18 protein-coding genes are annotated in these 23,294 nt (G+C 27.9%); 12 read left to right on the top strand and 6 right to left on the bottom strand.

The features are described 5' to 3' along the window. Positions 1-80: 80 nt before the first annotated feature. Positions 81-797: a DUF1648 domain-containing protein gene (locus tag QX51_RS21795; protein WP_039679707.1), complete on the bottom strand. Its 717-nt coding sequence runs from the start codon at positions 795-797 to the stop codon at positions 81-83. Between the two features lie 440 nt (positions 798-1,237). Between QX51_RS21795 and QX51_RS09710 the strand changes: the two genes are divergently transcribed. From QX51_RS09710 to QX51_RS09700, 3 genes are all read left to right on the top strand, one after another. Further along, positions 1,238-1,582 carry an alpha/beta hydrolase gene (locus QX51_RS09710; RefSeq protein ID WP_039679706.1) on the top strand — a complete coding sequence of 115 codons (345 nt, stop codon included), beginning with the start codon at positions 1,238-1,240 and terminating at the stop codon, positions 1,580-1,582. 76 nt (positions 1,583-1,658) lie between these two features. Further along, positions 1,659-2,570 (top strand): DMT family transporter, encoded by a 912-nt coding sequence (locus QX51_RS09705; RefSeq protein ID WP_039679705.1) that lies wholly within the window; start codon positions 1,659-1,661, stop codon positions 2,568-2,570. 67 nt (positions 2,571-2,637) lie between these two features. After that, the gene (locus QX51_RS09700) at positions 2,638-3,165 is read left to right on the top strand and encodes a TIGR03943 family putative permease subunit (protein WP_039679704.1); all 528 of its coding nucleotides are present in this window, start codon (positions 2,638-2,640) and stop codon (positions 3,163-3,165) included. A 41-nt stretch (positions 3,166-3,206) separates the two neighbouring features. Here the strand turns inward: QX51_RS09700 and QX51_RS09695 are convergent, their stop codons facing one another. From QX51_RS09695 to QX51_RS09675, 5 genes are all read right to left on the bottom strand, one after another. Beyond that, on the bottom strand, positions 3,207-3,851 hold the full coding sequence (locus tag QX51_RS09695; protein ID WP_039679703.1) for an HD domain-containing protein: 645 nt from the start codon (positions 3,849-3,851) through the stop codon (positions 3,207-3,209). A gap of 169 nt (positions 3,852-4,020) precedes the next feature. Further along, positions 4,021-6,405 (bottom strand): methyl-accepting chemotaxis protein, encoded by a 2,385-nt coding sequence (locus tag QX51_RS09690; protein WP_039679702.1) that lies wholly within the window; start codon positions 6,403-6,405, stop codon positions 4,021-4,023. Between the two features lie 20 nt (positions 6,406-6,425). Beyond that, positions 6,426-8,519: an efflux RND transporter permease subunit gene (locus tag QX51_RS09685; RefSeq protein WP_039679701.1), complete on the bottom strand. Its 2,094-nt coding sequence runs from the start codon at positions 8,517-8,519 to the stop codon at positions 6,426-6,428. A 257-nt stretch (positions 8,520-8,776) separates the two neighbouring features. After that, entirely contained in the window at positions 8,777-9,451 is a 675-nt protein-coding gene (locus QX51_RS19500; protein ID WP_052232981.1) for a TetR/AcrR family transcriptional regulator, read from the bottom strand. A 157-nt stretch (positions 9,452-9,608) separates the two neighbouring features. Continuing rightward, a complete protein-coding gene (locus tag QX51_RS09675; RefSeq protein WP_039679700.1) occupies positions 9,609-10,118 on the bottom strand; it encodes a ferritin in 510 nt (169 codons plus the stop codon). Between the two features lie 199 nt (positions 10,119-10,317). On the opposite strand from QX51_RS09675, the gene QX51_RS09670 reads away from it, so the two are divergent. The 9 genes from QX51_RS09670 (at position 10,318) to QX51_RS09625 (ending at position 23,272) form a co-directional block, all read left to right on the top strand. Then, positions 10,318-10,980 carry a B3/B4 domain-containing protein gene (locus QX51_RS09670; protein WP_039679699.1) on the top strand — a complete coding sequence of 221 codons (663 nt, stop codon included), beginning with the start codon at positions 10,318-10,320 and terminating at the stop codon, positions 10,978-10,980. 59 nt (positions 10,981-11,039) lie between these two features. Then, positions 11,040-11,693 carry a pentapeptide repeat-containing protein gene (locus QX51_RS09665; RefSeq protein ID WP_039679718.1) on the top strand — a complete coding sequence of 218 codons (654 nt, stop codon included), beginning with the start codon at positions 11,040-11,042 and terminating at the stop codon, positions 11,691-11,693. 105 nt (positions 11,694-11,798) lie between these two features. After that, positions 11,799-12,209 carry a YkvA family protein gene (locus QX51_RS09660; RefSeq protein ID WP_039679698.1) on the top strand — a complete coding sequence of 137 codons (411 nt, stop codon included), beginning with the start codon at positions 11,799-11,801 and terminating at the stop codon, positions 12,207-12,209. A gap of 120 nt (positions 12,210-12,329) precedes the next feature. Continuing rightward, on the top strand, positions 12,330-13,112 hold the full coding sequence (locus tag QX51_RS09655) for a Cof-type HAD-IIB family hydrolase (protein ID WP_039679697.1): 783 nt from the start codon (positions 12,330-12,332) through the stop codon (positions 13,110-13,112). 230 nt (positions 13,113-13,342) lie between these two features. After that, complete coding sequence (locus QX51_RS09650) at positions 13,343-13,954, top strand: response regulator transcription factor (protein ID WP_039679696.1); 612 nt, start codon at positions 13,343-13,345, stop codon at positions 13,952-13,954. Positions 13,955-14,120: 166 nt separating this feature from the next. Further along, positions 14,121-18,602 (top strand): Ig-like domain-containing protein, encoded by a 4,482-nt coding sequence (locus QX51_RS19495; protein ID WP_052232980.1) that lies wholly within the window; start codon positions 14,121-14,123, stop codon positions 18,600-18,602. A gap of 224 nt (positions 18,603-18,826) precedes the next feature. Continuing rightward, entirely contained in the window at positions 18,827-20,638 is a 1,812-nt protein-coding gene (locus QX51_RS09635) for a DUF4430 domain-containing protein (RefSeq protein ID WP_039679695.1), read from the top strand. A 256-nt stretch (positions 20,639-20,894) separates the two neighbouring features. Beyond that, positions 20,895-22,646 carry a hypothetical protein gene (locus tag QX51_RS19490; RefSeq protein ID WP_052232979.1) on the top strand — a complete coding sequence of 584 codons (1,752 nt, stop codon included), beginning with the start codon at positions 20,895-20,897 and terminating at the stop codon, positions 22,644-22,646. Further along, positions 22,646-23,272: a cohesin domain-containing protein gene (locus tag QX51_RS09625; protein ID WP_039679694.1), complete on the top strand. Its 627-nt coding sequence runs from the start codon at positions 22,646-22,648 to the stop codon at positions 23,270-23,272. The genes QX51_RS19490 and QX51_RS09625 overlap by 1 nt, the downstream gene beginning before the upstream one ends. Positions 23,273-23,294: the final 22 nt, after the last annotated feature.

Genomic DNA, 23,294 nt, shown 5'->3' with positions numbered 1-23,294 from the left:
TTATAATATTATGATAAAAATCAAAAGACTGTAGATATTGATAATAGTTATCTACAGTCTCGATTATTATATTTTAGTAATTAATGAGAATGTTGTATTCTTTTTTTATGAGAATGATCTTCTAATTGACCTTTAATATATTTTTCATGTAGGTATTTTATATATATAATAGGAGGTATAAAGAAAGTGCATATCATTATAATAGCAATAATTAATAGGTGATAGTTATTACTAAATAAGAGCATGGGGAAAAAAATTATACTTCCAGTAAACCAAAGTTTGCCACAAAATTTATGAGTTTTATCCCAAATAATATGATTTTCTAAAGTGTATTTGTTTCTAATAGAAAAGCTAGATGTTCTGATACAGTTAGGAATATAACTACCATAAAATCCAAATAAAAAACAAATAGCACAGGCAAAAAAATTGTAAAAGTTAAAGTTATCTAAGCAAGTCTGATAGTTTAAAGAAATATATATATTTGTATATACTAAAATATTTAATATTATCAAAAAATAATAATTGTTCCATCTTGTTATTTTATCTTCAGACTCAGAATTAAAACTTAAATAAAAGAGTTTAGGTTGAAAAATAACAAATAATAAAAAAATTATCATTGGAACAATAAACAATTCATTTTTACTTCCCCATCTATCAATAGTTCCATTCATCCAATAGTGAATAGGAATTTCATCAGGAATTAATGGATATATATATAGGGTTATTAACAAAGGAAGTGCACCAAATATATTATAAAAAGCCTTAACTATTTCGTTAATTTTTTTTATTTTCCTCATTATACTCGTCCTCTTTAATTAAAAATTTAGATTACTCTATATAATATTATATAGTTAAAAGAGTAATTGATGTCCCTAAAATAAAAATTTTTATAAGAAAATGGAATATTTAACCGATTAGTATTTTCATTAGTTATAATTTATATAATAGGTTTTATTATTAAGGAGGGAGCTAAATGAATAGTCAAATGATTTTTATGGATCCAAAAATAGAATAGGTAAATGGATACTTTCCTAACTTATATGATCTTAAAATAAGAAGTAATGGAGAAGAAGGTTCTTGTCCAACTGCAATTTTATTACATGGATTTCCAGGATATGAAGATAATCATGACTTAGCCCATAGCCTTAGATGATGTGGTTTAAATGTACTTATATTTCATTATAGAGGATGTTGGGGAGTAAATGGACAATTTTTATTTTCAAATTGTATTGAAGATGTGAGGAGTGTAATTAATTTTGTAACAAATGAAGAAAATGTAACAAATTACAATATAGATAAAAATAATATTTTTTTGGTAGGTCATAGTATGGGAGTTTTTTTGACTTTAATTAACTGTATAGATGAAAGAATAAAATCATCAGTTACAATTAGTCCTTATGATTTTGGACTAAAAGTATGCGTAATAAAGGAAGATGAAGAAGAGTTAAAAGATGGAATAATCATGTTTTCTAATGCAATTCCTCCATTAAACAATACAGATGCAATGACTTTAATTAGAGAAACAATAATTAATGGTGAGGAATGGAGGTTATCAAAGAATTTTCTAAAGAAAATATTTTAATAATTGTAGCTACTAAAACTGTGGCGGAGTATATTGAAAGTATATACAATGATTGATAGTTAAAAGGAGGGAATAGATGAAAAAATATAAATTAGGGCTTATTATTGCCATGTTGATTTGGGGAAGTATTGGAATATTTGTAAGATATATTGATTTTACATCTAGTCAGATAGCTCTTGTAAGAGCCATTGTAGGAAGTATTTTTTTAATAGTTTTCAGTATGATATCAAAAGAACATTTATCAAAGGAAAAAATAAAATCGAACTTATTAGTACTTGTAGCTTGTGGAATATGTCTAGGTTTTAATTGGATTTTTTTATTTCAAGCATATAATTATACAACTATTTCTACTGCAACAATTTGTTATTATTTAGCACCCGTTATAGTAATGTTCTTATCTCCTTTTTTGTTAAAAGAAAAACTAACACCTGTGAAAGTTTTATGTATAGTTGCAGCTATGATAGGAATGTTATGTATTGTAGGTATAGATAAGAGTAGCATGGGTGGAAATAATATAGTTGGAATAGTATATGGTTTAAGTGCAGCCTGTTTATATGCGGGCGTAGTCGTTCTAAATAAATTTTTAAAGGACATTTCAGGGCGAGATAGTTCTGTGGTGCAATTATCAGTTGCAGCCATATTTTTGATACCATATGTAATTTTTACTGAAAAAATAAGTTTAGCAGGGGTTTCTAGTAAGTCAATAATTCTATTATTAATAATAGGGATAGTTCATACAGGAATAGCTTATTTAATATATTTTACTGTTATTCAAAAACTAGAAAGTCAGACTGTTGCTATTTATTCTTATGTTGACCCTATTTCTGCCATAATTATGTCAGCAATTATTTTAAGTGAAAGTATGAGTTTACTACAAATACTTGGAGGAATACTAATATTAGGATCTACATTTATTAGTGAAATTTATAGTAACAAAATAAAGTCACAGGAGGTTTTGGTAGAGGTGGCTAATTCGGAGGAAGAATAATTGACACTTTTTTTTCTTCATGATAAGATAAAATGCAATATTTAATACATACTTTGGAGGTTAATAAGTGAAGAAAATATTTAGTATTATACTAATTAGTATATGTATAATAATTATGATGACTGGATGTAATGAAAAAGTATCGAAAAAAGATACAGGGACTAGTGAGAACAGAGAGTCACAAGAAATTATTAAAATAATGGAGAATGTATATGTGGATTATGTAAATGATATCCATTTAGATAGTAGCAAATATATTGGAAAGACTATAGAAATAGAAGGTATGTTTAAAGAAGAAAAAGATGAAAATAATAAAAAACATCTATATGTTTACAGACTAACAGATATAATGGAACATACTCATGATGAAGAAGGTCAACATGTAGAAGGTGATGAAGATGAGTATCTGACTGAAATGGAAGTTATGAGTGGATTTGAATTTAATTATAATTATAATCATGATTTACCAAAAGAAAATGATTGGATTAAGGTTATTGGAAAATTGGAAGACAAGGATGGAAGTCTAATTATTAATGCAGAATCTGTAAAAATAATGAAAGATAGAGGAATGGAAAAAGTACAACAATTTTATTAAAGAAAAAGCCCTATGATTAATCATAGGGCTTTTTAGATTGATTATTTTTCTTTGTTAAAATTCCACTCATAGAAAAATTCATCTAAATAAATTTCTATAAATCTATGTCTTTCTTCAGCAATTTGTTGTGCAGTATCAGTATTTATTAAATCTCTAAGTTTAAGTAGTTTTTCATAAAAATGATTAATTGTGTGATTGTTAAGGTTTTTTACTTCATCTAAACTTTGAAAATCCATAGGTTTAATATCCGGGTCATACATTAATCGATTTTTGCTACCACCATATGTAAAAGCTCTTGCTATACCGATGGCACCTATAGCATCTAATCTGTCTGCATCTTGAACAATTTTTCCTTCTATATTGTTTTGAGAAGAATCTACTACACCACCTTTGTAAGACATGGTTGTTATTATATTCATTATTTCATGAATAGATTCCTCATCAATATTAAGGGATTTTAAAAAGTTTTCTGTTGTTTTACTATTATTACTAAATTTCCAATCGTCAATATCGTGAAGTAGAGCAGCCATTTTAATAATAAAATCATCTCCACCTTCCTTCTCACAAATATAAGTAGCTAAATTATAAACTCGTTTTGTATGGAACCAATCATGACCAGAGCTTTCTTTATATAATTTATCTTTTACAAATGCTTTAGTTTTTTTTAATATTATGTCTTTATTCATTTAACCATCCCTCAATTTTTGTTTTATGTAATATTATAAATTTATTATAATATAAATTATACTTTTACATACATTTTTTCACAAACAAGAGAAAAGTATGTAATTAAAAAGGGAGCAAGGTCATAATTATTTTCCTTTGCTCCCTACTAAAGAGGTAAAATGGTAATATCTATTTATTAAATTTGTTTTTTAACCAATTAATAAAATTATTACTACTATCTACTTTATTTGAATCATTTTCTTTGGTATCTGAAGTTTTAGTTGTTGAAGAGCTTTTTTTATCAGAATTATTTTGAGTATCTTCAGATTTTACTTTCATAACAAACTTAACGCTACCATCCATATTTTCACTTATACCAGTGAAGTTATTATATCCTTTTGCTGCATCTAATAATTTATCTTTAACTTCCATAGCACCGTCAACAGAACTTATTAACGTATTTCCTTCTTCTGCAAGCTTATTTAGGCCTTCGTTTTGAAGCTTTTTAGCCCCTGAATATAGTTGTTCAGAACCACTAGACAATGTTCCTATTCCAGCTAGAATTTTGTCAGAATTACTAGTAAGTTGAGAAGAGCCATTTTTTAATGTATTTACACCAGACGCTAATTTCTTACCACTAGATTCTAATAGAGAAGTACCATCAGCTAAAGTCTTACTACCTAAGTAAGCATCAGAAGCCCCTTTAGAAAGCTTGGAAGAACCTAAGGCAAGTTGAGAAGTACCATCAGTTAAAGTTTTGCTACCTGAGTAAGCATCAGAAGCCCCTTTAGCAAGCTTGGAAGAACCAATTGCTAAACTTGAACTACCATCACTTAGAGTTTTTAATCCACTAGAAACAGAGCTAGAACCTTTGCTTACTTCACCTAAACCAGTTTTTAAATCAGATAAGCCATCTGTTAGATTGCTTAAACCAGCAGTAAGTTTTTTAGCACCATTTACAGCAGAATCAATACCTTTAGCTAAAGTGTTTAGGCCACTTTCTTGTTTGTCAGCTAAATTATTTAAACCATTGGCAATGCTATATAATCCATCAGCAGCGCTACTAATGCTTGAAGACTGATTACTAAGTGAATTTTTGATCTTCTGTACATCAGATAATGTTTTTTCGTCACCATTTTCAGAGGCTCTAGCAGCTATAGATGAAAGACTAGATTCAATATTACTACCATTTCCAGCTTTTAATTTAGAAGCAATACCTTCTATTTTAGAAGCAAGAGATCTAATTACATTTGTAGAAGATATTAAATCATTTATACCGCTAGAACCATTGCTCAATCCTTCCTCTAAACTAGTAGCACCAGATTGTAGTTGTTTAGCACCTTTTTCTAAATCGTTAGCACCACTATAAGAAGAATTAATACCCTTATCTAAAGCAGAGTAACTACTATTTAATTTAGAAGCACCATCACTAACTTCTTTAGCACCAGTACTTAAATCCTTGGAAGAAGAGCTCAAAGTATTAAGGCCGCTATATAGTGCAGAAGCACCAGAATTAACTTTGCTAGCACCATCACTTAAGTCTTTAGAAGAAGAACTTAAAGTGTTAAGACCGCTTGATAAACTTTGAGCGCCATTATTTAACTCAGGTAATTTACTAACAAGTTGAGATGAACCATTGTTGAGAGTAGTAATACCATCGTCTAAGCTTTTAACTCCACTATTAAATTTTTTATAATTAGTATCTAAAGTATTTGCACCATCACTAATTTGTTTAGCTCCATCTACTAAGCTCTTACCACCTTTTTGTAATTTATCTAAAGAACCTTTTAAATCACCAAAGCTAGTATCTTCATCCACATCTTCTAAGTATTTTGATACATCACTTGTAGCGGCAATCATAATATTTGGAGTTTTGAAGTTTGTAGTATTTCCTTCAATAACAACTTCTTCTTTTAAGTTAAGATAACCAGATAGTTTACTATCTAGATTAAGAGATTCTTTAAATCCAGGGATAGATACAAATGTGATAGCAGCATTACTTCCTTCATCTAATAAAGTGCCAGTACTTGTTTTTATATCTTTGAAATTATCTCTATTTAAAATGATTTCTGAAGCAGTTATAAAAGGAACATAAATAGTTCTGTTTTTTCCATTTATGGTTACTTCTCGACTTTCATTATTTTTTAAAGATAAGGTGATTTTAAATTGGCCGCTTTTTCCTTGGATATCTTTAGGATTTACATCTTGACCATTTAATTCATATTTAATATTTACATCAATAGGTAAATTTTTATTAGTTTCACCTTGATAATATAAATCGTCTCCTTTAACATTCCAAGTTATCTTATTACCATTAATTTCAGGTTTTTCATCACCTTTAACATTTTTTATATTATTTAAAGAACTTACATCATGAATAGTTCCTAGAGAAGATGAACTATTAATCCATGCTGATACAATATTTTTGTTAACATTACCATTTTCATCTAAAATAGAGTAGACTGTTTCGTCCTTATCTATATTTCTATCAGCAAATACGCAAGATGAATTACCAAGCATTAGTACTACAGTTGCAAGAGCAACAGATTTATTTTTTATTTCTTTATTGTTCATTTTAATAAGCCTCCTATAAATTAATTAGATTCTTCACATAACTCTTTTTTAGTTATAAAATTTTTACTCGTTTTAACAACTATTCCTTCAAATAATAATAGTATTGCAGGTAGTATAAATATAATTATAAACATACTAACTATGGCACCTCTTGACATTAAGGTACAAAGAGCACTAATCATGTCAAGTTTAGATATTAATCCAACACCAATAGTAGCGCCAAAGAATGATAAAGCACTAGTTAGAATAGAAGGAGCACTACTTTTTATTGAATGTTCCATAGCTTCAAATTTTTCATATCCCTCATTTCTTTCTTCTCTGAATCTAGATGTAAGAAGAATAGCATAGTCAATGGTAGCACCTAATTGTATAGTCCCCAGAACAATAGAAGCTATAAATGGTTCTACAGTTCCCGTGTAATAAGGGATACCTAAATTAAGGAATATAGCACACTCTATAGTAGCAACGAGTATTACTGGAAGAGATGCTGATTTAAATAGTATAGTAATAATAATAAATATAGCTACAATTGAGGCAATATTTACTTTTGTAAAATCTGAATCAGCAATTTTTATTAAATCTAAAGTAAGGGGAGCTTCACCACCCACAAGTCCTTCCTTGTCATACTCATGAACTATTTTATTTATTTCTTCAATTTGAGCATTACATTCATCTGTGGCGGCTTTGTATTTTGAATTAACTAATATTTCTTCATAACCCTTAGATTTTACTTCGCTTATAATATCCTCAGGTAAAAAATCTTGATTAATTCTTGGACCAATATATTTCTCAAGACCAATAACTGAAGTAATGCCATCTAAATTTTCGATTTCTTTAATCATTTTACTTAAGTCGTTTGGAGCAATGGTATCTTTTACTAAAATAAAATTGGTACTTTCCATATTGTAATCAGTTTTCATTTTGTTTGTAGCAATAATTGATGGAAAATTAGCTGGCAAACTTTCATCTAAATTATAATAAACATCAGCATTTTTATATCCAAAATAAGATGGAATAAATATTATTACAAATAAGATAGCTAATTTCTTATAATGCTTGACTACAAATTTAGAGACTTTATTAAAGTTTGGCATTACAGTTTTATGTTTATATTTTTCAACTTGTTTATCAAACACAAGTATAAAAGAAGGTAGTATAGTAATTGTGCAAAGAACACCAATTAAAACACCTTTTGCCATTACTAAACCTATATCTCTTCCAATAGCTAAGTCCATAACACATAGAGCTAAAAAGCCTGCAAAAGTAGTAATGGAACCACCGACGACAGATACAAGTGTATTCTTAATAGCATTTGCCATAGCATCTTTTTTATTATCAGGGAATTTGAGTTTTTCCTCTTCGTATCTATGGAATAAGAATATTGAATAATCCATAGTAACACCTAATTGTAATACAGCAGCTAAGGCCTTTGTTATATAAGATATTTCTCCAAATATAATGTTTGAACCGAAGTTATATATTACAGCCATAGCAATACTTGTTAAAAAAATTATCGGTATAATAGTTGATTCTAAAGAAAGACCTAAAATAATTAAAATTAAAATACCACCAGTCAGTATATATAAAGGAACTTCTTTATCTGCTAGATCCTTGGTATCTTTAAGAATTCCACACATTCCACTTAAAAAAGATTGTTTTCCTGCAATATTTCTTATGGAAGATACTGCATTTTGAGTTTTTATATCCCCAGTAGCTTTTTCCATTTTTATTATCATCATTGTAGACTTATCACCATTGTATAGTAAATCAGTCATATCTTTTGGTAAAATCTCTTTAGGAACTGATAAATCCATAAAATCATCTACCCATAAGACGTCTGCAACACCGTCAACTTTAGCAATTTTGTCTTTAATTTTAGCAACGTCTTTATCATCCATATTTTCTACAATTAGCATGGATAGTGTACCACAGCCGAAATCGTCTTTTAAAATTTTTTCGGCTTTTGTAGTAGAAATATTATTTGGCAAATAACTCAAGATATCATAATTAATATTTGTATTAAAATAACCAAATACAGATGGAATCAATAAGATTACTGCCAATAGTAAGATTAACTTACTATGATTTGCAATTTTTTTTGCAATCCTTTCCATATTTACCCCTCCAAAATATTAGAACTTATTTAGGCATGCCCAAATTTATAACAAAATTATAGGGCGTGCCCAATAGGATGTCAACTATTTTGTTAATAATTTCTAATAGAATTTAATAAAAAATTCGATTCGTTCATATTTCCAACGTTTTTTCATATTATATAAGTCACGAAGTTGTAATTTATCTGTTATCTGCAGGACGGATAAAACAGGATTTCTTTATAATTAAAAAAGATGAACAATTTTATATTGTTCATCTAAAATTCAAAAATATGGAGTTTTTCTATTATGTTATTGTAATCAAATTTTTTTGCTTCTTTCATTGCTTTATCAACAATAAGGCATACTTGTTTATAATCTATTATATTAAGCAAAAGTAAGCGGGTAGATATGATGCTTTTTACAATTGAATCTATATCAAAGTTTTTTTCACCGTGATAAAATCTTTTCAGTAATTCACATTCTCCAGCATATCCAATAGTAATACTGAAACATATATCCTTTTCACTTATATTATAATTCATATCTTTAGCTTTTTTCTTACACAAATCTATTAAAATATCTTGAGCGGCTCTTCTTACAATTTCTATATTGGAACCTTGAAGATAAATTCTAAATAATTTTTCATTCAGCACTAGAGTATAGGTATAGATACATTGGATTGTAGCATAGCTTAATAATATTTCTGTTTTATCATCGCTATTCTCTATAACATCATCATAAATTTTATTTAGGATTTGTTTAAAGATATGAATCAAGATATCCTCTTTTTTTTTGAAGTAATAATATAGATGGCCTCTTCCTATTCCAGATTTTTCAGCAATTTGTCTAATAGTAGTTTTATCATAGCCTTGATTTAAAAATAATTCTGTAGATATTTTTAATATATTTCTCTCCATATCGCTTATGGTTGGTGATTTTAATTCATTCATATCCATGCTCCCTTTTTACTAGAATTTATTTAACATTATTATAATACTATATTCTAATTTGGAAAGCTTTTTTATTTAAATAAAATATTAATTAACATTTAAAAATATAAAAAAATAAGTTATCTATAATGATTGTCATTATAGATAACTTTATAGATTAATTTGTAGCAGGAGCCATATAAGTTCTATTTGCTAATTCATCATCAAGCATATAAAGTGCTGCTGAATTGTTTTCACATCTTTTAACTTTCTTTAGTAAAGAGTTAAAGTTATTTTCTTCTTCAACTTGCTCATCAATAAACCATTTTAAGAAACTTATAGTAGCATGTTCTCTTTCTTCAGTAGCTATATCAGTAATATCATAAATTCTATTTGTTACTATTCTTTCGTGAGATAAACCGGTTTCAAATAGATCTACCATACTATCATACTCTTTTTTAGGTTGTTCTATTTCCCCAAGAACTACTTTGCCACCCTTTTGGAATACATAATCATATAACTTCATGGCATGGTCTAACTCCTCTTTTGCTTGAACTCTAAAAAAATTAGCAAATCCACTTAGGTCAGATGACTCGCAAAAAGCAGACATTGCTAAATAAGTATATGAAGAATAGAATTCAAAGGTTATTTGATCATTTAAACTTTTTTCTAGTTTTTCACTTAACATATTCACACCTCTTAAAATAATATTTTAACTATTATCATTTTAACATAGTGTATGGGATAAATTGGCTATAAAAATAATTTATGTCAAGAAAATATTTTTATTGGTAAATTAAGTGTGGATATAAACAAAAAATTGGTTAAAATGATAAATATATTTTTTTATAGTATAATTATATCTAAATAGAAAAGGGGCTGAAAAAATGAAAATAATAATTGATGATAAAATTAATGAAAAATGTAATAATATAGCAATAGGCTCTATCGAAGCTTATGTAAATGTAATAGAGGATAATGAGCAATTATGGAATATAATTGACGAAAAAGCGAAAGAAATAGAAAATAATGTTCCTGTTAAGTCAATAACTACAATAAAAAATATTGCAGATTCTAGGGTGGCTTATAAATCTTTTGGAAAAGATCCATCTAGATATAGACTATCTTCTGAGGCATTATATAGAAGAATAGCTAGGGGACTTGGTTTATACAAAGTTAATAATGTAGTAGATATAAATAATTTAATTTCTTTAAATTCTTCATACTCAGTGGGAACTTATGATTTAGATAAAATAAGTGGAGAGATTCATTTTACTATAGCTGATGAGGGAGAAACTTATACAGGAATAGGAAAGGGAGAGTTGAATATTGCTCATTTACCAGTATTTTATGATGATAAAGGTAAATTTGGCAGCACTACTTCAGATTCTGTAAGAGCAATGATAACTACAGATGCTAAGCATATTTTAATGAATATAATTTCGTTTAATGGAGATGATGAACTAGCTAAATATATGGATGAGGCTTGTGAATATTTAGAAAAATACGCTGACGGGAAAATTATATGTAAAGAAATAAATAAATGGTAATATAATTAAATAAAAATAATTATTTTTCCAAAGAGTATGGAGGAATTTTAAGGATGGAGATGAGTAATTTGAAAAAAATTCAAAAGCCTAAAATAAATATTAATTTAGAAGTGATAAACACTGTGGATGACTTTTTAGAATTAATAGAAGAAGATGAAAAAATCTGTGATAAACTGATTGAAAACATTGATATTCCAACAATGGATGAGTCTAGGTTATCTTTTGACAGTTGTGTTTTTAAAAATGTAAATTTTGAAAACTGTACATTTAGATATATAGACTTACTAGATGTGATATTTGAGAAATGTGATTTATCAAACATTGATTTTTCTGAAGGAAGTATTTTTAGGACTGAATTTGTAAATTGTAAAATGATAGGGTGTAAAATCGAAGATGCACATTTAAAAGATTGCTTATTTAAGAATATTTTAGGTGACTACAGTAGCTTTGCTTTCAGTAAATTGAATAAGGTAAGTTTTGAAGGTTCGTCTTTTGCTTCTAGTGTATTTATGGAAGTAAAAAATAAATATTTAAATTTTGATGATTGTGATTTTAAAAAGACAGTTTTCACAAGAACATATTTAGAAGATGTAAATTTGTCTAACTGTGAAATTGACGGAATAGAAATTGGAATACCAGAACTATACAAGGCTAAAGTAAATGCTAGCCAAGGATTAGAATTAGTAAGATTAATAGGATTAATTGTAGAATAAACTATACTAATACATAAAAAATTTTCTTGAATATAGTCCATTTTTGTTTTAATATATTGTATAAACAATTATGTGGAAATATCTTATTCTTAAGGAGAATGTATAATGAACAAGACTATGAATACTGGCAACAGGTTTTTAGATAGTTTTAAGAGGGTATTAGTAAAATTTAGAGAAGCTGGATTTGGTATAGGATTTATAAAGAATCTGCCTAAAGTTGCAGATTACTTTAGTGATAGAAATGTATTTTTTTTAGGAAAGGCTAAAGTATTCTTTTCTTTTGTAGCTACACTAATATACTTTGTATTTTCTATAGATATTATTCCAGAAGCTTTATTTGGTCCATTAGGATTTTTTGATGATGCTTTTATGATAATATGGGCAATCGGCATAATTAATGAAGAGCTTGATAAATATAAAGGTCCACAAGACCCCAATATGAGGGGAAGTAAAAATGTATATAAAGATCCAAATATAATAGATGATGCTAGATATAGTATCAAAGACGATGAATAAAGCCAGTTTTATACTGGCTTTTTTTAAATAAATATGTCATAGAAAAAATACAATTGAAAAAAATATAACTTAAGGCTATATTTTATATGTGAAGAAAAAGGCGTTAGGGAGGATAATAACATGAAAAATAGAAAAATCTTATTTTTTGATATAGATGAAACTTTACTTTCTCATAAAACTTTCACTATACCGGAAAGTACAAAAATTGCACTAAAAAAAGCAAAAGAAAAAGGACATTTAATTTTTATAAATACAGGAAGAACAAAATCATTAATTGGTGACGATATAAAAGAAATAGGTTTTGATGGATACGTTTGTGGATGTGGTACTTATATAGAAGTTAATGATGAGGTACTTTATTCCAATAGGGTAAGCAAAGATAATTATAATATCATATTAGATTCATTAAAAAAATATAAGTTAAATGCTGTACTAGAAGGTGAAGAAGCAATATATGTGGATGAAAACACAGAAGATGACTTCTTACTATCAAATTTAAGAAAACAAAACTATCCAATAAAGACCTATGATTTAGATAATATGACATTTAATAAGATGTTTATTAGATACGATGATAATAAATATATAGACGACTTTTGTGAAGATATAAAAGAACTATTTGATTATATAGATCATGGAAAAGGAACAAGAGAGTTAGTACCTAAAGGACATTCAAAAGGGAGTGGCATAGATTTCTTAGTTAATCATTTTAACATTGATAAAGAAAATACCTTTGCTTTTGGAGATAGTAATAATGATATACCTATGTTAGAGAATGTTTCAAATAGTATAGTTATGGGAAATGGAAATCCAGATTTATTTAAAAAGGCCACTTTTGTTACAAAGCATATTGATGAAGATGGAATAGAGCATGCAATGAAATATTTTAAAATTATTGATTAGGTAGAAACCTCCTTTTTATTAGGAGGTTTTTTTAGAACAATAAGGTAGTACTACTTTAATTGACAGGATTTAACTTAAGTGATAGACTTTTTTATAAATACATATAGTTAAAGAAATAAAGGAATTTATTTGGGTTAAGGTTATAATTTTTTCAAGATTGAGGAAATAAATTTAAAACTAAAATGTCAGCTTAATTGATTTTTTGTGTTTTTGCTAAGGAGTGAAATAAAATGAGTGTTTTGGTTATTTCAGAATCAGATATTATAATTGGAGTAGTAGAAGATATACTAAATAATAGTGAAGATGAAATTGAAGTTATTTCTGTGAAAAAATTAGAACTTATTTGTAATATGCAGTACGATAATATTGAAATGATAATAATAGATATTAGAAATGACTATTTAGAATTATTAAGCTTTATAGAATCTATAAAGTCTATTAATAAAGGAATAAAAGTTATTGTATTGGATATTAGAAAAAGAGGTGTTATTTTTAAGAGAGCTTTAAAAAATGGCGTGGAAGGTTATGTTGCAGATATACCTGATAAACATGATTTTTCCTCTATTATACAAAGTGTAATAAAAGGGAAAAAATATTATGATTTGGACTTATTGGAAAAGTTATTTGAACATGAAGAAAAGCATAGTAGAAATAAACTAACTAAAAGAGAAGATGAAGTGTTGCAATTAATTGGAGATGGTTGCAATAATAAAGAAATCGGTAATAAACTGTATATTACAGAATGTACAGTAAAAAAACATGTTAGTAATATTTTTGTTAAGTTAAACCTCCGAAATAGAAAAGAAGCAATTTCTTATGTGAAGTTACAAAGTAAAGAATAAAAATATTTATATGGTATTACTTTAAGTAGTACTACCATACTAATACAAAAAGACTAGACTATGTTCTGGTCTTTTTTTTTATATAATTTTAATATAACAAAATATATCCGTTTTAGAAATATTTTGTAAAAGTCACAATAATAAACTTAAAAGGGGGATGAGTTTGATGAAAAAACTCAAGGGAAGATTTTTATCCCTAATGATGTCTTTAGTGCTTGTATTTAATATGATATGTCCAATATTTGCAAGTACAGAGAATCAGACTAATCAGAAGTTGGGCTATATTGAGGGAAAAACTCCTCAAGGGTATGTAACTTTAAGTGTAGAAAAATTTACGCTTGGTTTGGGTTATATACAAGAGCCGATTATAGTTCCTTATTATGAAGGTGATAATGGAGCTAAAGTTATGGACAGAGTTATTGGAAGTGGAAATTATCAAGCAACAGGGGATCTTGAAAGCACTTTTTATATTTCTAGTATAAAAGATAATGACTACAGAACAGAAAATATACCAACATATATTTTAGAAAAGTTATCAAGTGATCCTACTGGTAGAAAAAAAGAAGGCTGGCTATCTGCATTTGATTATACTCAAATGTCAGGTTGGATGTATACTGTAGCAAATGAATTTTTAAATGTAGGTGTAGCAGGATATCACCCAGAAAATGGGGATGTAATGAGATGGCAATTTACTGTATATGGATATGGTGAAGATTTAGGATCATCTTGGGGTTCGATTAAAACAGCTAATAAAGACAAATTAACAACAGCTGTTGCAAAAGTAAATAGTGCAGATAATAAATTATCATTATTAAACAGTATGAAAGTAAGAAAAGCTTATGATAAAGCCAATAATGTATTAACAAATATGGAAAGTACACAAGACGAGGTAGATAGTGCTTTAAAATCCTTAGAAAGTGCCCTTAAACAATTAGGTGTGAATGATAACATAAATTCACCATCACCATCTGTTAATGATGCAATAAGCTCTACTGGAAAATTCATGATAAATACTGTTCCAGAACCTGCTTTTGGAACAAATGCAGGAGAGTGGACAGTTCTTTCTCTTGCAAGGGGAAATATAAGTGTCCCACAAAATTATTATGAAGATTATTATAAAAGAATAGAGCAGATTGTTGAAGAGAAAAAAGGCGTATTACATTCTAGAAAATATACAGAGTATTCAAGATTAATTTTAGCATTGTCTTCAATAGGCAAGGACGCAAGAAATGTGGCAGGATATGATATGGTGGCTCCATTAGGAGATTTTGATAAAGTAGTATGGCAAGGAATAAATGGGCCTATTTTTGCACTTATAGCTTTAGATACTAGGGACTATAAAATGCCAACAGCACCAGAAGGCAAAGTACAAGCTACAAGAGAAAAATATATTGATTATATACTAAGTAAAGAAATAAAAACTGGTACTGATGAAGCTGGAGGATGGGCATTAAGTGGAACTACACCAGACCCAGATATAACAGCCATGGCACTGCAATCATTGGCGCCATATAAAGATGATAAAAAAGTAGCTCCTTTCATAGAAAGAGCATTAGCTACACTTTCTAAAATTCAAAAAGAGAATGGTGGTTATGCAAGTTGGGGAACAGTAAATAGTGAGAGTGTGGCTCAAGTTATCGTTGCTTTATGCGCCCTAGGCATAGACCCAACAACAGATTCTAGATTTATAAAAGAAAAAAATTGGTTAGTAACAGCAATTATGGAATATTACTGTGAAGGTGGAGGATTTAAACATACATTAGATGGAACCTTAAATGGTATGGCTACAGATCAAGCAATGTATGCCCTTGTTGCTTATCAAAGGTTTGTACAAGGTAAAAATAATCTTTATGATATGACAGATGCGATATCAATGTCACTGAATGATGTAACTTTACAAAAAAATGAAAGTAAAAAACTAGAATTAAAGATAAATGGAGACTTTATAGTTAAAGATATATACTGGTCTACAGAAAATGATAAAATAGCAACAGTTTCACAAGATGGAACAATAGAAGGTATAGGTGTAGGCACTACAAAATTATATGCTTATGCAAATGGGCAAACTGTATCTTGTAATGTAACAGTTAAATCAAAGCTTACTGGTGTAAAGCTTAGCAAAACAGAATTATCTTTAGATACAGGAAAGACATCTACTTTAAGTGCAACTCCTTTACCAGGGGATGCTATGGGAGATACTACTGTGACATGGAAATCAGAAGATGAATCTATTGCAAAAGTTGATGAGAATGGCTTAGTAACAGCAATTGCTGCAGGAACAACAAATATAGTGGCACAAATAGGTGAATTTACAGCCAAATGTAGCGTTACAGTAAATATACCTATAACAAAAATTACTATAAATCCAAGTACAGCAAAAATAAGTGTAAATGGTACTATAAAACTTTCTGTAGTTACAGAGCCAGAAAATTCAACAGTAGATAAAACAGCAACATGGACAACTTCTAGTAGCTCAATAGCTATAGTAGATAAAAATGGTGTAGTTACTGGTAAAAAGGCAGGAACTACAAATATATACGGTAAAGTAGGTGGAAAATCTGCTTACTGTAAAGTAACTGTTATAAGTCAAGATGAAGAAACAGCAAACTCTGTTATGGAAAAAATTAATGCAATAGGGGATGTTACATTAGCTAATAAATCAGAAGTTGAAGAAGTAAGAAGAGTATATGATTCATTAACAGAGGAGCAAAAGAAATATGTTACAAACTTAGAAAAATTACTTAAAGCTGAGGAAACAATAAGTAATTTAGAGATAGAAAAAGTAAAAACTGTTATATCTAAACTTCCAGATGAAATAACTTTAAAAGATGAAGATATTGTAAAGGGAGCAAGGAAAGCATACGATTCATTAACAAAAGAACAGCAAGAATTATTAAATAGTGATTTAATAAATAATATAACTAAAATAATAAATGCAGAAAATGCAATTGTTAGTATAAAAGCAGTTAACAGAGCATTTGCAGATAAAGTTATTAAAGCTATAAATAATATTAATTTAAGTGATGGATATAGCGATAAGAATAAATCAGATATATTATCAGCAAAAGTAATGTATGACTCATTAAGTGATGATCAAAAATTATTGGTAGATAATACTGTAGTATTAAAATTAAATAATTATATAGAAAAAATTAAACAATTAGAGATAAGCAACTTTGTAAGCTTAGTTGAGAAAATTCAAAGACCAGCACTAGAAGAAGATATGAATAAAGCGATAGTATCAATAAGTGCATATGGAAATATGGAAGACAGTATTAAAAATAATGACAAAGTTAAAACTGCAAAAGCTACTTTAGATGAAATAGTAGCTGAAATAGGAAAAGACAAAGTAAATAAAGAAACTGCACAAGCTCTTGTAAAAGAATTTGGAGATTTACAATTGCCATTAAAGGCTAATAGAAGTACTGTAGAAAAAGCTAAGATGCTAGTAAATAGATATGAATCATTAAACTCACAATCTAAAAAATATTTTGATTCAAATAATTCAGCAAGAGAAGATTATAACAAAGTGATAGCAAACTTAAAATTAATTAAAAAAGCTGATGCATTTGACAGTAAAGTAAAAGAAACTTCTTTAGTAATTACTAATAAAAAACAATTAGAAGAAGGAAAATCATTATTAAATGAAGTTGATAAACTTGATAAGGATGTACAAAATTATTTATTAACCATATCACAAATCAATAATTTAAAAGATTTAGTAGCAAAAGGAGAAGTAGACTTAAAAGAGGCGACTAAGGTAGATAACTTAATAAGTAAAATACCAGCCAATATAACAAAAAATGATTATGCAAAAATTAAAGAAGTAAAAGCTGCTTATGATAAATTAAGCAAAGATCAAAAAAATTATGTGGAAAAGGTAGATAAATTAAACGAAGCAGTAAGTAAATTAAAAGCTGAATTTGATAATAATGTAACTATAAATAATATTAAATACAGTGCAACTACAATTACAGGAAAAGGACAAGGCGGAGCGAAAGTGAAAGCTTATGTTGGAAGTAAATTAATAGGATCTTCAGTAGTATTAGCTGATGGAACCTATTCAATAAAAATACCTAGTCAAGTAGGTGGAACAAAAGTCACTATAAAAATGACTAAAGGTGGATATATTTCTCAAGAAGCAATAAAAACAGTATTAAAGCAAATAAAAACTTTTAAAGTAAATAGAGTAAAACCAAATAATAAACTTGTTACTGGAACAGGTATGGTAGGTGCTACAGTTAGGGTATACAATGGAGATAAAATAATAGGAACAGCAACTGTAGGAAAAAATGGAAAATATTCCGTTAAAATACCTTCACAAAAACTATATACTAAGATAAGTGTTAGAATTTCAAAAAATGGATATTGCACAAGATTAAAAACAACAACAGTTTTAAATGTTTTCTCTAAGTCACTTACTGTAAATGCCGTAAAATCAACATCAAAAAAAGTTACTGGTAAAGGTCAATCAGGAGCAACAGTTAGAGTTTATGTAAATGACAAGCAAGTAGGAAAATCAGTTAAAGTTAGTAAAAATGGTACTTACTCAATAAGTATACCAAAACAAAAGAAAAAGACTAAAATTACAGTGAAAATGAGCAAAACAGCAACAGCCAGTGCTTATAAATATATAACTGTAAAATAATAAAAGTCATCAAATAATATAATTTAATATATATTTGTCATAAAATTTGCCATTTTTAATAAATCCTCCAAATTTGGAGGATTTATTTATATAAATGGTAGTAGAGGTAGGTAGTACTACTGTAGTGATTTTAGTGTAATCTTATTGTTAATTTATTGATAAGAAATTTATCAGTAACTATAATCAAATGAGTAGTTAGAATACTTTTATTAAGGGGTGATTTCATGAAAAGAGCAAAATCTATATTAGGGAGAATGTTATCAGTATTAATGGCACTTGTTTTAACTTTTGTTATGAGTTTTGTTATGCCACAAAATGCTGAAGCTGCCTCTAGTCCAAAAGGATATGTTACAGTTAGCATGGAAAAATTTACTTTAGGGCTTGGTTATATCATAGAGCCAGTAAGAGTTCCTATATATGAAGGAGATACTGGCGCAAAAGTTATAACTAGATTAATAGATGAAAATTTGGGAAAAGGTAGTTATGAATATACAGGAAGTATAGGAAATCAATCGGGAGTAGTAGGACAAACATTTTATTTAGCAAGTGTAAGGGATAAAGATAAAAGAGATGCTAAAATACCTAAATATATTTTAGATGTATGTGATGAGCCTTATGGAAGAGACCGAGATGAATGGTTAGGTGAATTTGATTATACATTTATGTCTGGCTGGATGTATGCTGTAAATAATTGGTTTCCTAACTATGGATCAGGTAGTTATAAACTAAAAGATGGAGACGTAATGAGATGGCAATATACTGTCTGGGGATATGGAGCTGATTTAGGCTCAACATTCATGTCAGATGATGGTGGTACTGATGCATTAATAGATGCAGCAAACAAGGATGATTTAACTACAGCTGTTGCTAAAATAAATAGTTCAGATATGAAAGAACATATTTTGCAAGATAAAAATGTAAAATCAGCTTACAATAAAGCATACCGTGTATTACAAGATATGGAATCTAAACAAAGCGAAGTGAATGCTACATTAGCTACTTTAAATAAAGCTCTAGATAATGCTAAAAAACCTAAAATATTGTCACTTAATAAGATAGTAGACCAAGAATACACAGGAAAAGAAATAAAGCCATCAGTTACAGTAAAAGATGGTAATAAAACATTAAAGTTAGGAACAGATTACAAAGTATCATATAGTGATAATAAAAATGTCGGAAGTGCTACAGTAACAGTAACAGGTATTGGCAATTATGAAGGTTATATAGGAAAAGCTAAATTCAAAATTGTAAGGAAAAAAGAGTTTTCAGTATATTCAATATCAGATAAGTCATATACAGGAAAAGAAATAAAACCGACAGTTACAGTAAAAGATGGAAGTAAAACATTAAAATTAGGAACAGATTATACAGTATCATATAGTAATAATAAAAATATCGGAAGTGCTATAGCAACCGTAACAGGGAAAAATAGTTATAAAGGATTTTCAAAGAAAGTTACTTTTAAAATTGAACCAAGAAAAGTAAAAAATGTGAAAGCAACATCAACAACTTCTTCAGTTAAACTTACTTGGGATAAAGTGTCAGAAGCAACTGGATATAGAATTTATAGATATAATTCTAAGACTAAATCTTATGATTATATAAGTAAAGTAGCTAAAAATAGTACTACTTATTATACAAATTCAAAAAGAAGTTCTGCGACAAGTTATACTTACAAAGTGAGAGCGTATAAAACAGTTAGTGGAAAAATTTATTATGGTAATTTTAGTGATTCTAAAAAAATAACAACAAAGCCGTTGACTCCAAGTATTAAATTAAGTACAGGGAGTAAAAAAATTAAAGTAAGTTGGAATAAAATATCAGGCTCAACTGGATACGAGGTTTATAGAGCAACAAGTAAATCAGGAAAATACTCAAAAATAAAAACAGTAACTAAGGGGTCAACATTATCATACACAAATATCAAGCTTAGCAAAGGAAAAACATATTACTATAAAGTAAAAGCATACAAAACGGTAGATGGTAAAAAAGTTTATAGTTCATATAGTAGTGTAAAATATGCAAAAGCAAAATAGATGATAATTTGAACTATTAAAAAGTAAAATTTTTATAAAGTACTATAAGTAAAATAATATAGTTTTAGGAGTTAGGATATTTTAGTAATATTTATCCTAACTTTTTTATAAGAAGTATATTGAAAAAGTAGTATATAAAGGTAGTACTACTAAAGTAATTTAAGTATAATCTTTATCTTATTTTATTGTATATAAATAAAATAAAAATTACCATTTAAATAGAATAAAGTAATGTTTTTATAAAGGGGGAAAGATTTTGTTTAGGAATAGAATATTAAAAAAAATAATATGCATATTAACATTTCTAGTAATTATAAGTACTTTTGTAAGTGGATCTTATTCATTATCACTTAAAACTCCCAATCCTAGTGTTAAGGAAGCAATAAATAAAACAGGTATATTAATTCATAATAATACACCTGACCCAACAGTAGGAACATTTAGTGGGGAATGGTCTATACTATGTTTAGCAAGAGGTGGAATTAAAGTACCGCAGTCTTATTATGATAAATATTACTCAAATGTAGTTAAAACGTTAAAAGAATGTGACGGCATTTTACATAACATGAAGTACACAGAGTACTCTAGAGTTATTTTAGGACTAACATCTATAGGAAAAGATCCAAGAAATGTAGGGGGATATAATTTATTAGAAAAATTGGCTGATTTTAAAAAAGTTATCAAGCAAGGGATAAATGGACCTATATTTGCACTTATTGCATTAGATACAAATAATTATGAGATACCACAGGTAAAAGGTATAGAAGCTCAGACAACAAGGGATATGCTAATAGATTATATATTAAGCAAAGAGATAACTCAAAAATCTGGAACCGTAGGAGGATGGGCTCTTAGAGGGAATGTACCTGATCCAGATATTACGGCAATGGCTCTTCAATCTCTAGCTCCATACAAAAATGATGAAAAAGTAAGACCTTATATAGAAAGAGCACTTAATGTGTTATCAGAATTACAAAATAAAAAAGGCGGATATGAAAGTTGGGGAACTACAAATAGTGAAAGTGTTGATCAAGTTATAGTAGCACTATGTGCCCTTGGAATTGATCCAGCAAAAGATGAACGATTTATAAAAGAAGATGGAAGTTGGCTTATATCTAATTTACTTACATTCTATGTAAAAGGTGGAGGATTTAAGCATGTTTTAGATATGGATATTGACGCAATGGCAACAGATCAAGGTATGTATGCATTAGTTGCCTATCAAAGGTTTGTAGATGGTAAAAATAGATTATATGATATGACTGATGTAAATAAAACTCTTGATACTGGAGATAATCCTAATTTAGATAAAGATGACAATAAAGATGATTATGACAAAGATAGTAACAATGAAAATAATTCAAGTACTCTAATTAATAATGGAGGTAATTCATTAGGAACTTATTCATCTAGCGCAAATAATTCAATCAATAAATCAAACAACATATCTTCTTCTAATAATAAGAGCAAGGATAAGGAAGCTACAATAGTAGTAAAAAGCATATATGAAGGTGAGAAAGATGGTTTAATAGCAGAAAATAAAAAATGCATAATAGTAGAGTTTCCTAAAAAAAATGATAAAGTATCTGTAGTATTTAATAAAAAATATAAGCTTTACTATAGTGAAGAGCTATCAAAATTAAGCAAATCACCAACATATATTTCTCTTATAGACAAGAGTATTGAAAAAGATGTTCTGTTAGAAATGAAAAATTATGAATTTAAAGAAAATGAAATAGATGAAATATTATTTGGAGATATAAATGATGATAAGGTAGTAAATGCACAAGATATATTAAATATACAATCAATATTAAATGGAAAGTTAAGTCGTCCTAATGATAAAAAAATCTTAGCAGCAAATGTATCCGTGGATTCTAAAATAGATAATGGAGATATAGATAGTATAATAAGTAAATTTACAAGTAATAAAAAATATAAAATTTTTACTATTTATGATGATAAAAAAGATAATAACGATGATGATAAAGGAGGTGAAGGAGCATAATGTTAAAAAATTTTACTAATAAAAAAATCAGTATTATTTTGGCTCTTGCTGCAATTGTATTAGTGGGAGGAACTATCTACAGTATTCAAAAAACTAAGGATAATAAGATTGATATGGTAAGTGAAACAGAAGCAACAACAAAAGATGTAGAACTATATTTCAACTCAAGTGAAGACTCTAGGGGTAGTAATATTGTTAATGTAGATTTAAAAGTTTCACATTTGCCTTCAAATATTTATTCTAGTGCAAGTTTTTCTATTAATTTTGATAAAGATAGGTTGGAATTTATAGATTTAAAAAAAGGTGATATTTTAACTTATTCTTCTAAATCTCCTGATTGGCAATATGATGTGAATAATAGCAATAAAACGGGTTTAATAAATGTTATATATTTGGACTCATCTGGAGGTAGAGAATCCTTTACTAATAAATCTATAAGTAGTGATAAAAATAGTATATTAAGATTAGAATTTAAACTAAAGGATAATATAGAAAATGCTGATGAATTAAGCTTGAAAATAGAAGATGCTGTATTTGCAACTATAAAAGGTGATTTAGATAATACTAGTTTATCAACAAAGAAAAAGACTATAAAAACAAAGAACTTTATATTTCAACTTAAATAATTAAGTTTTTGGTGGAGGAGAA

It is taken from the genome of Terrisporobacter othiniensis (assembly GCF_000808015.1).
In the GTDB taxonomy this organism is placed as follows: domain Bacteria; phylum Bacillota; class Clostridia; order Peptostreptococcales; family Peptostreptococcaceae; genus Terrisporobacter; species Terrisporobacter muris.
This window is presented reverse-complemented; position numbering and strand designations above follow the sequence as displayed.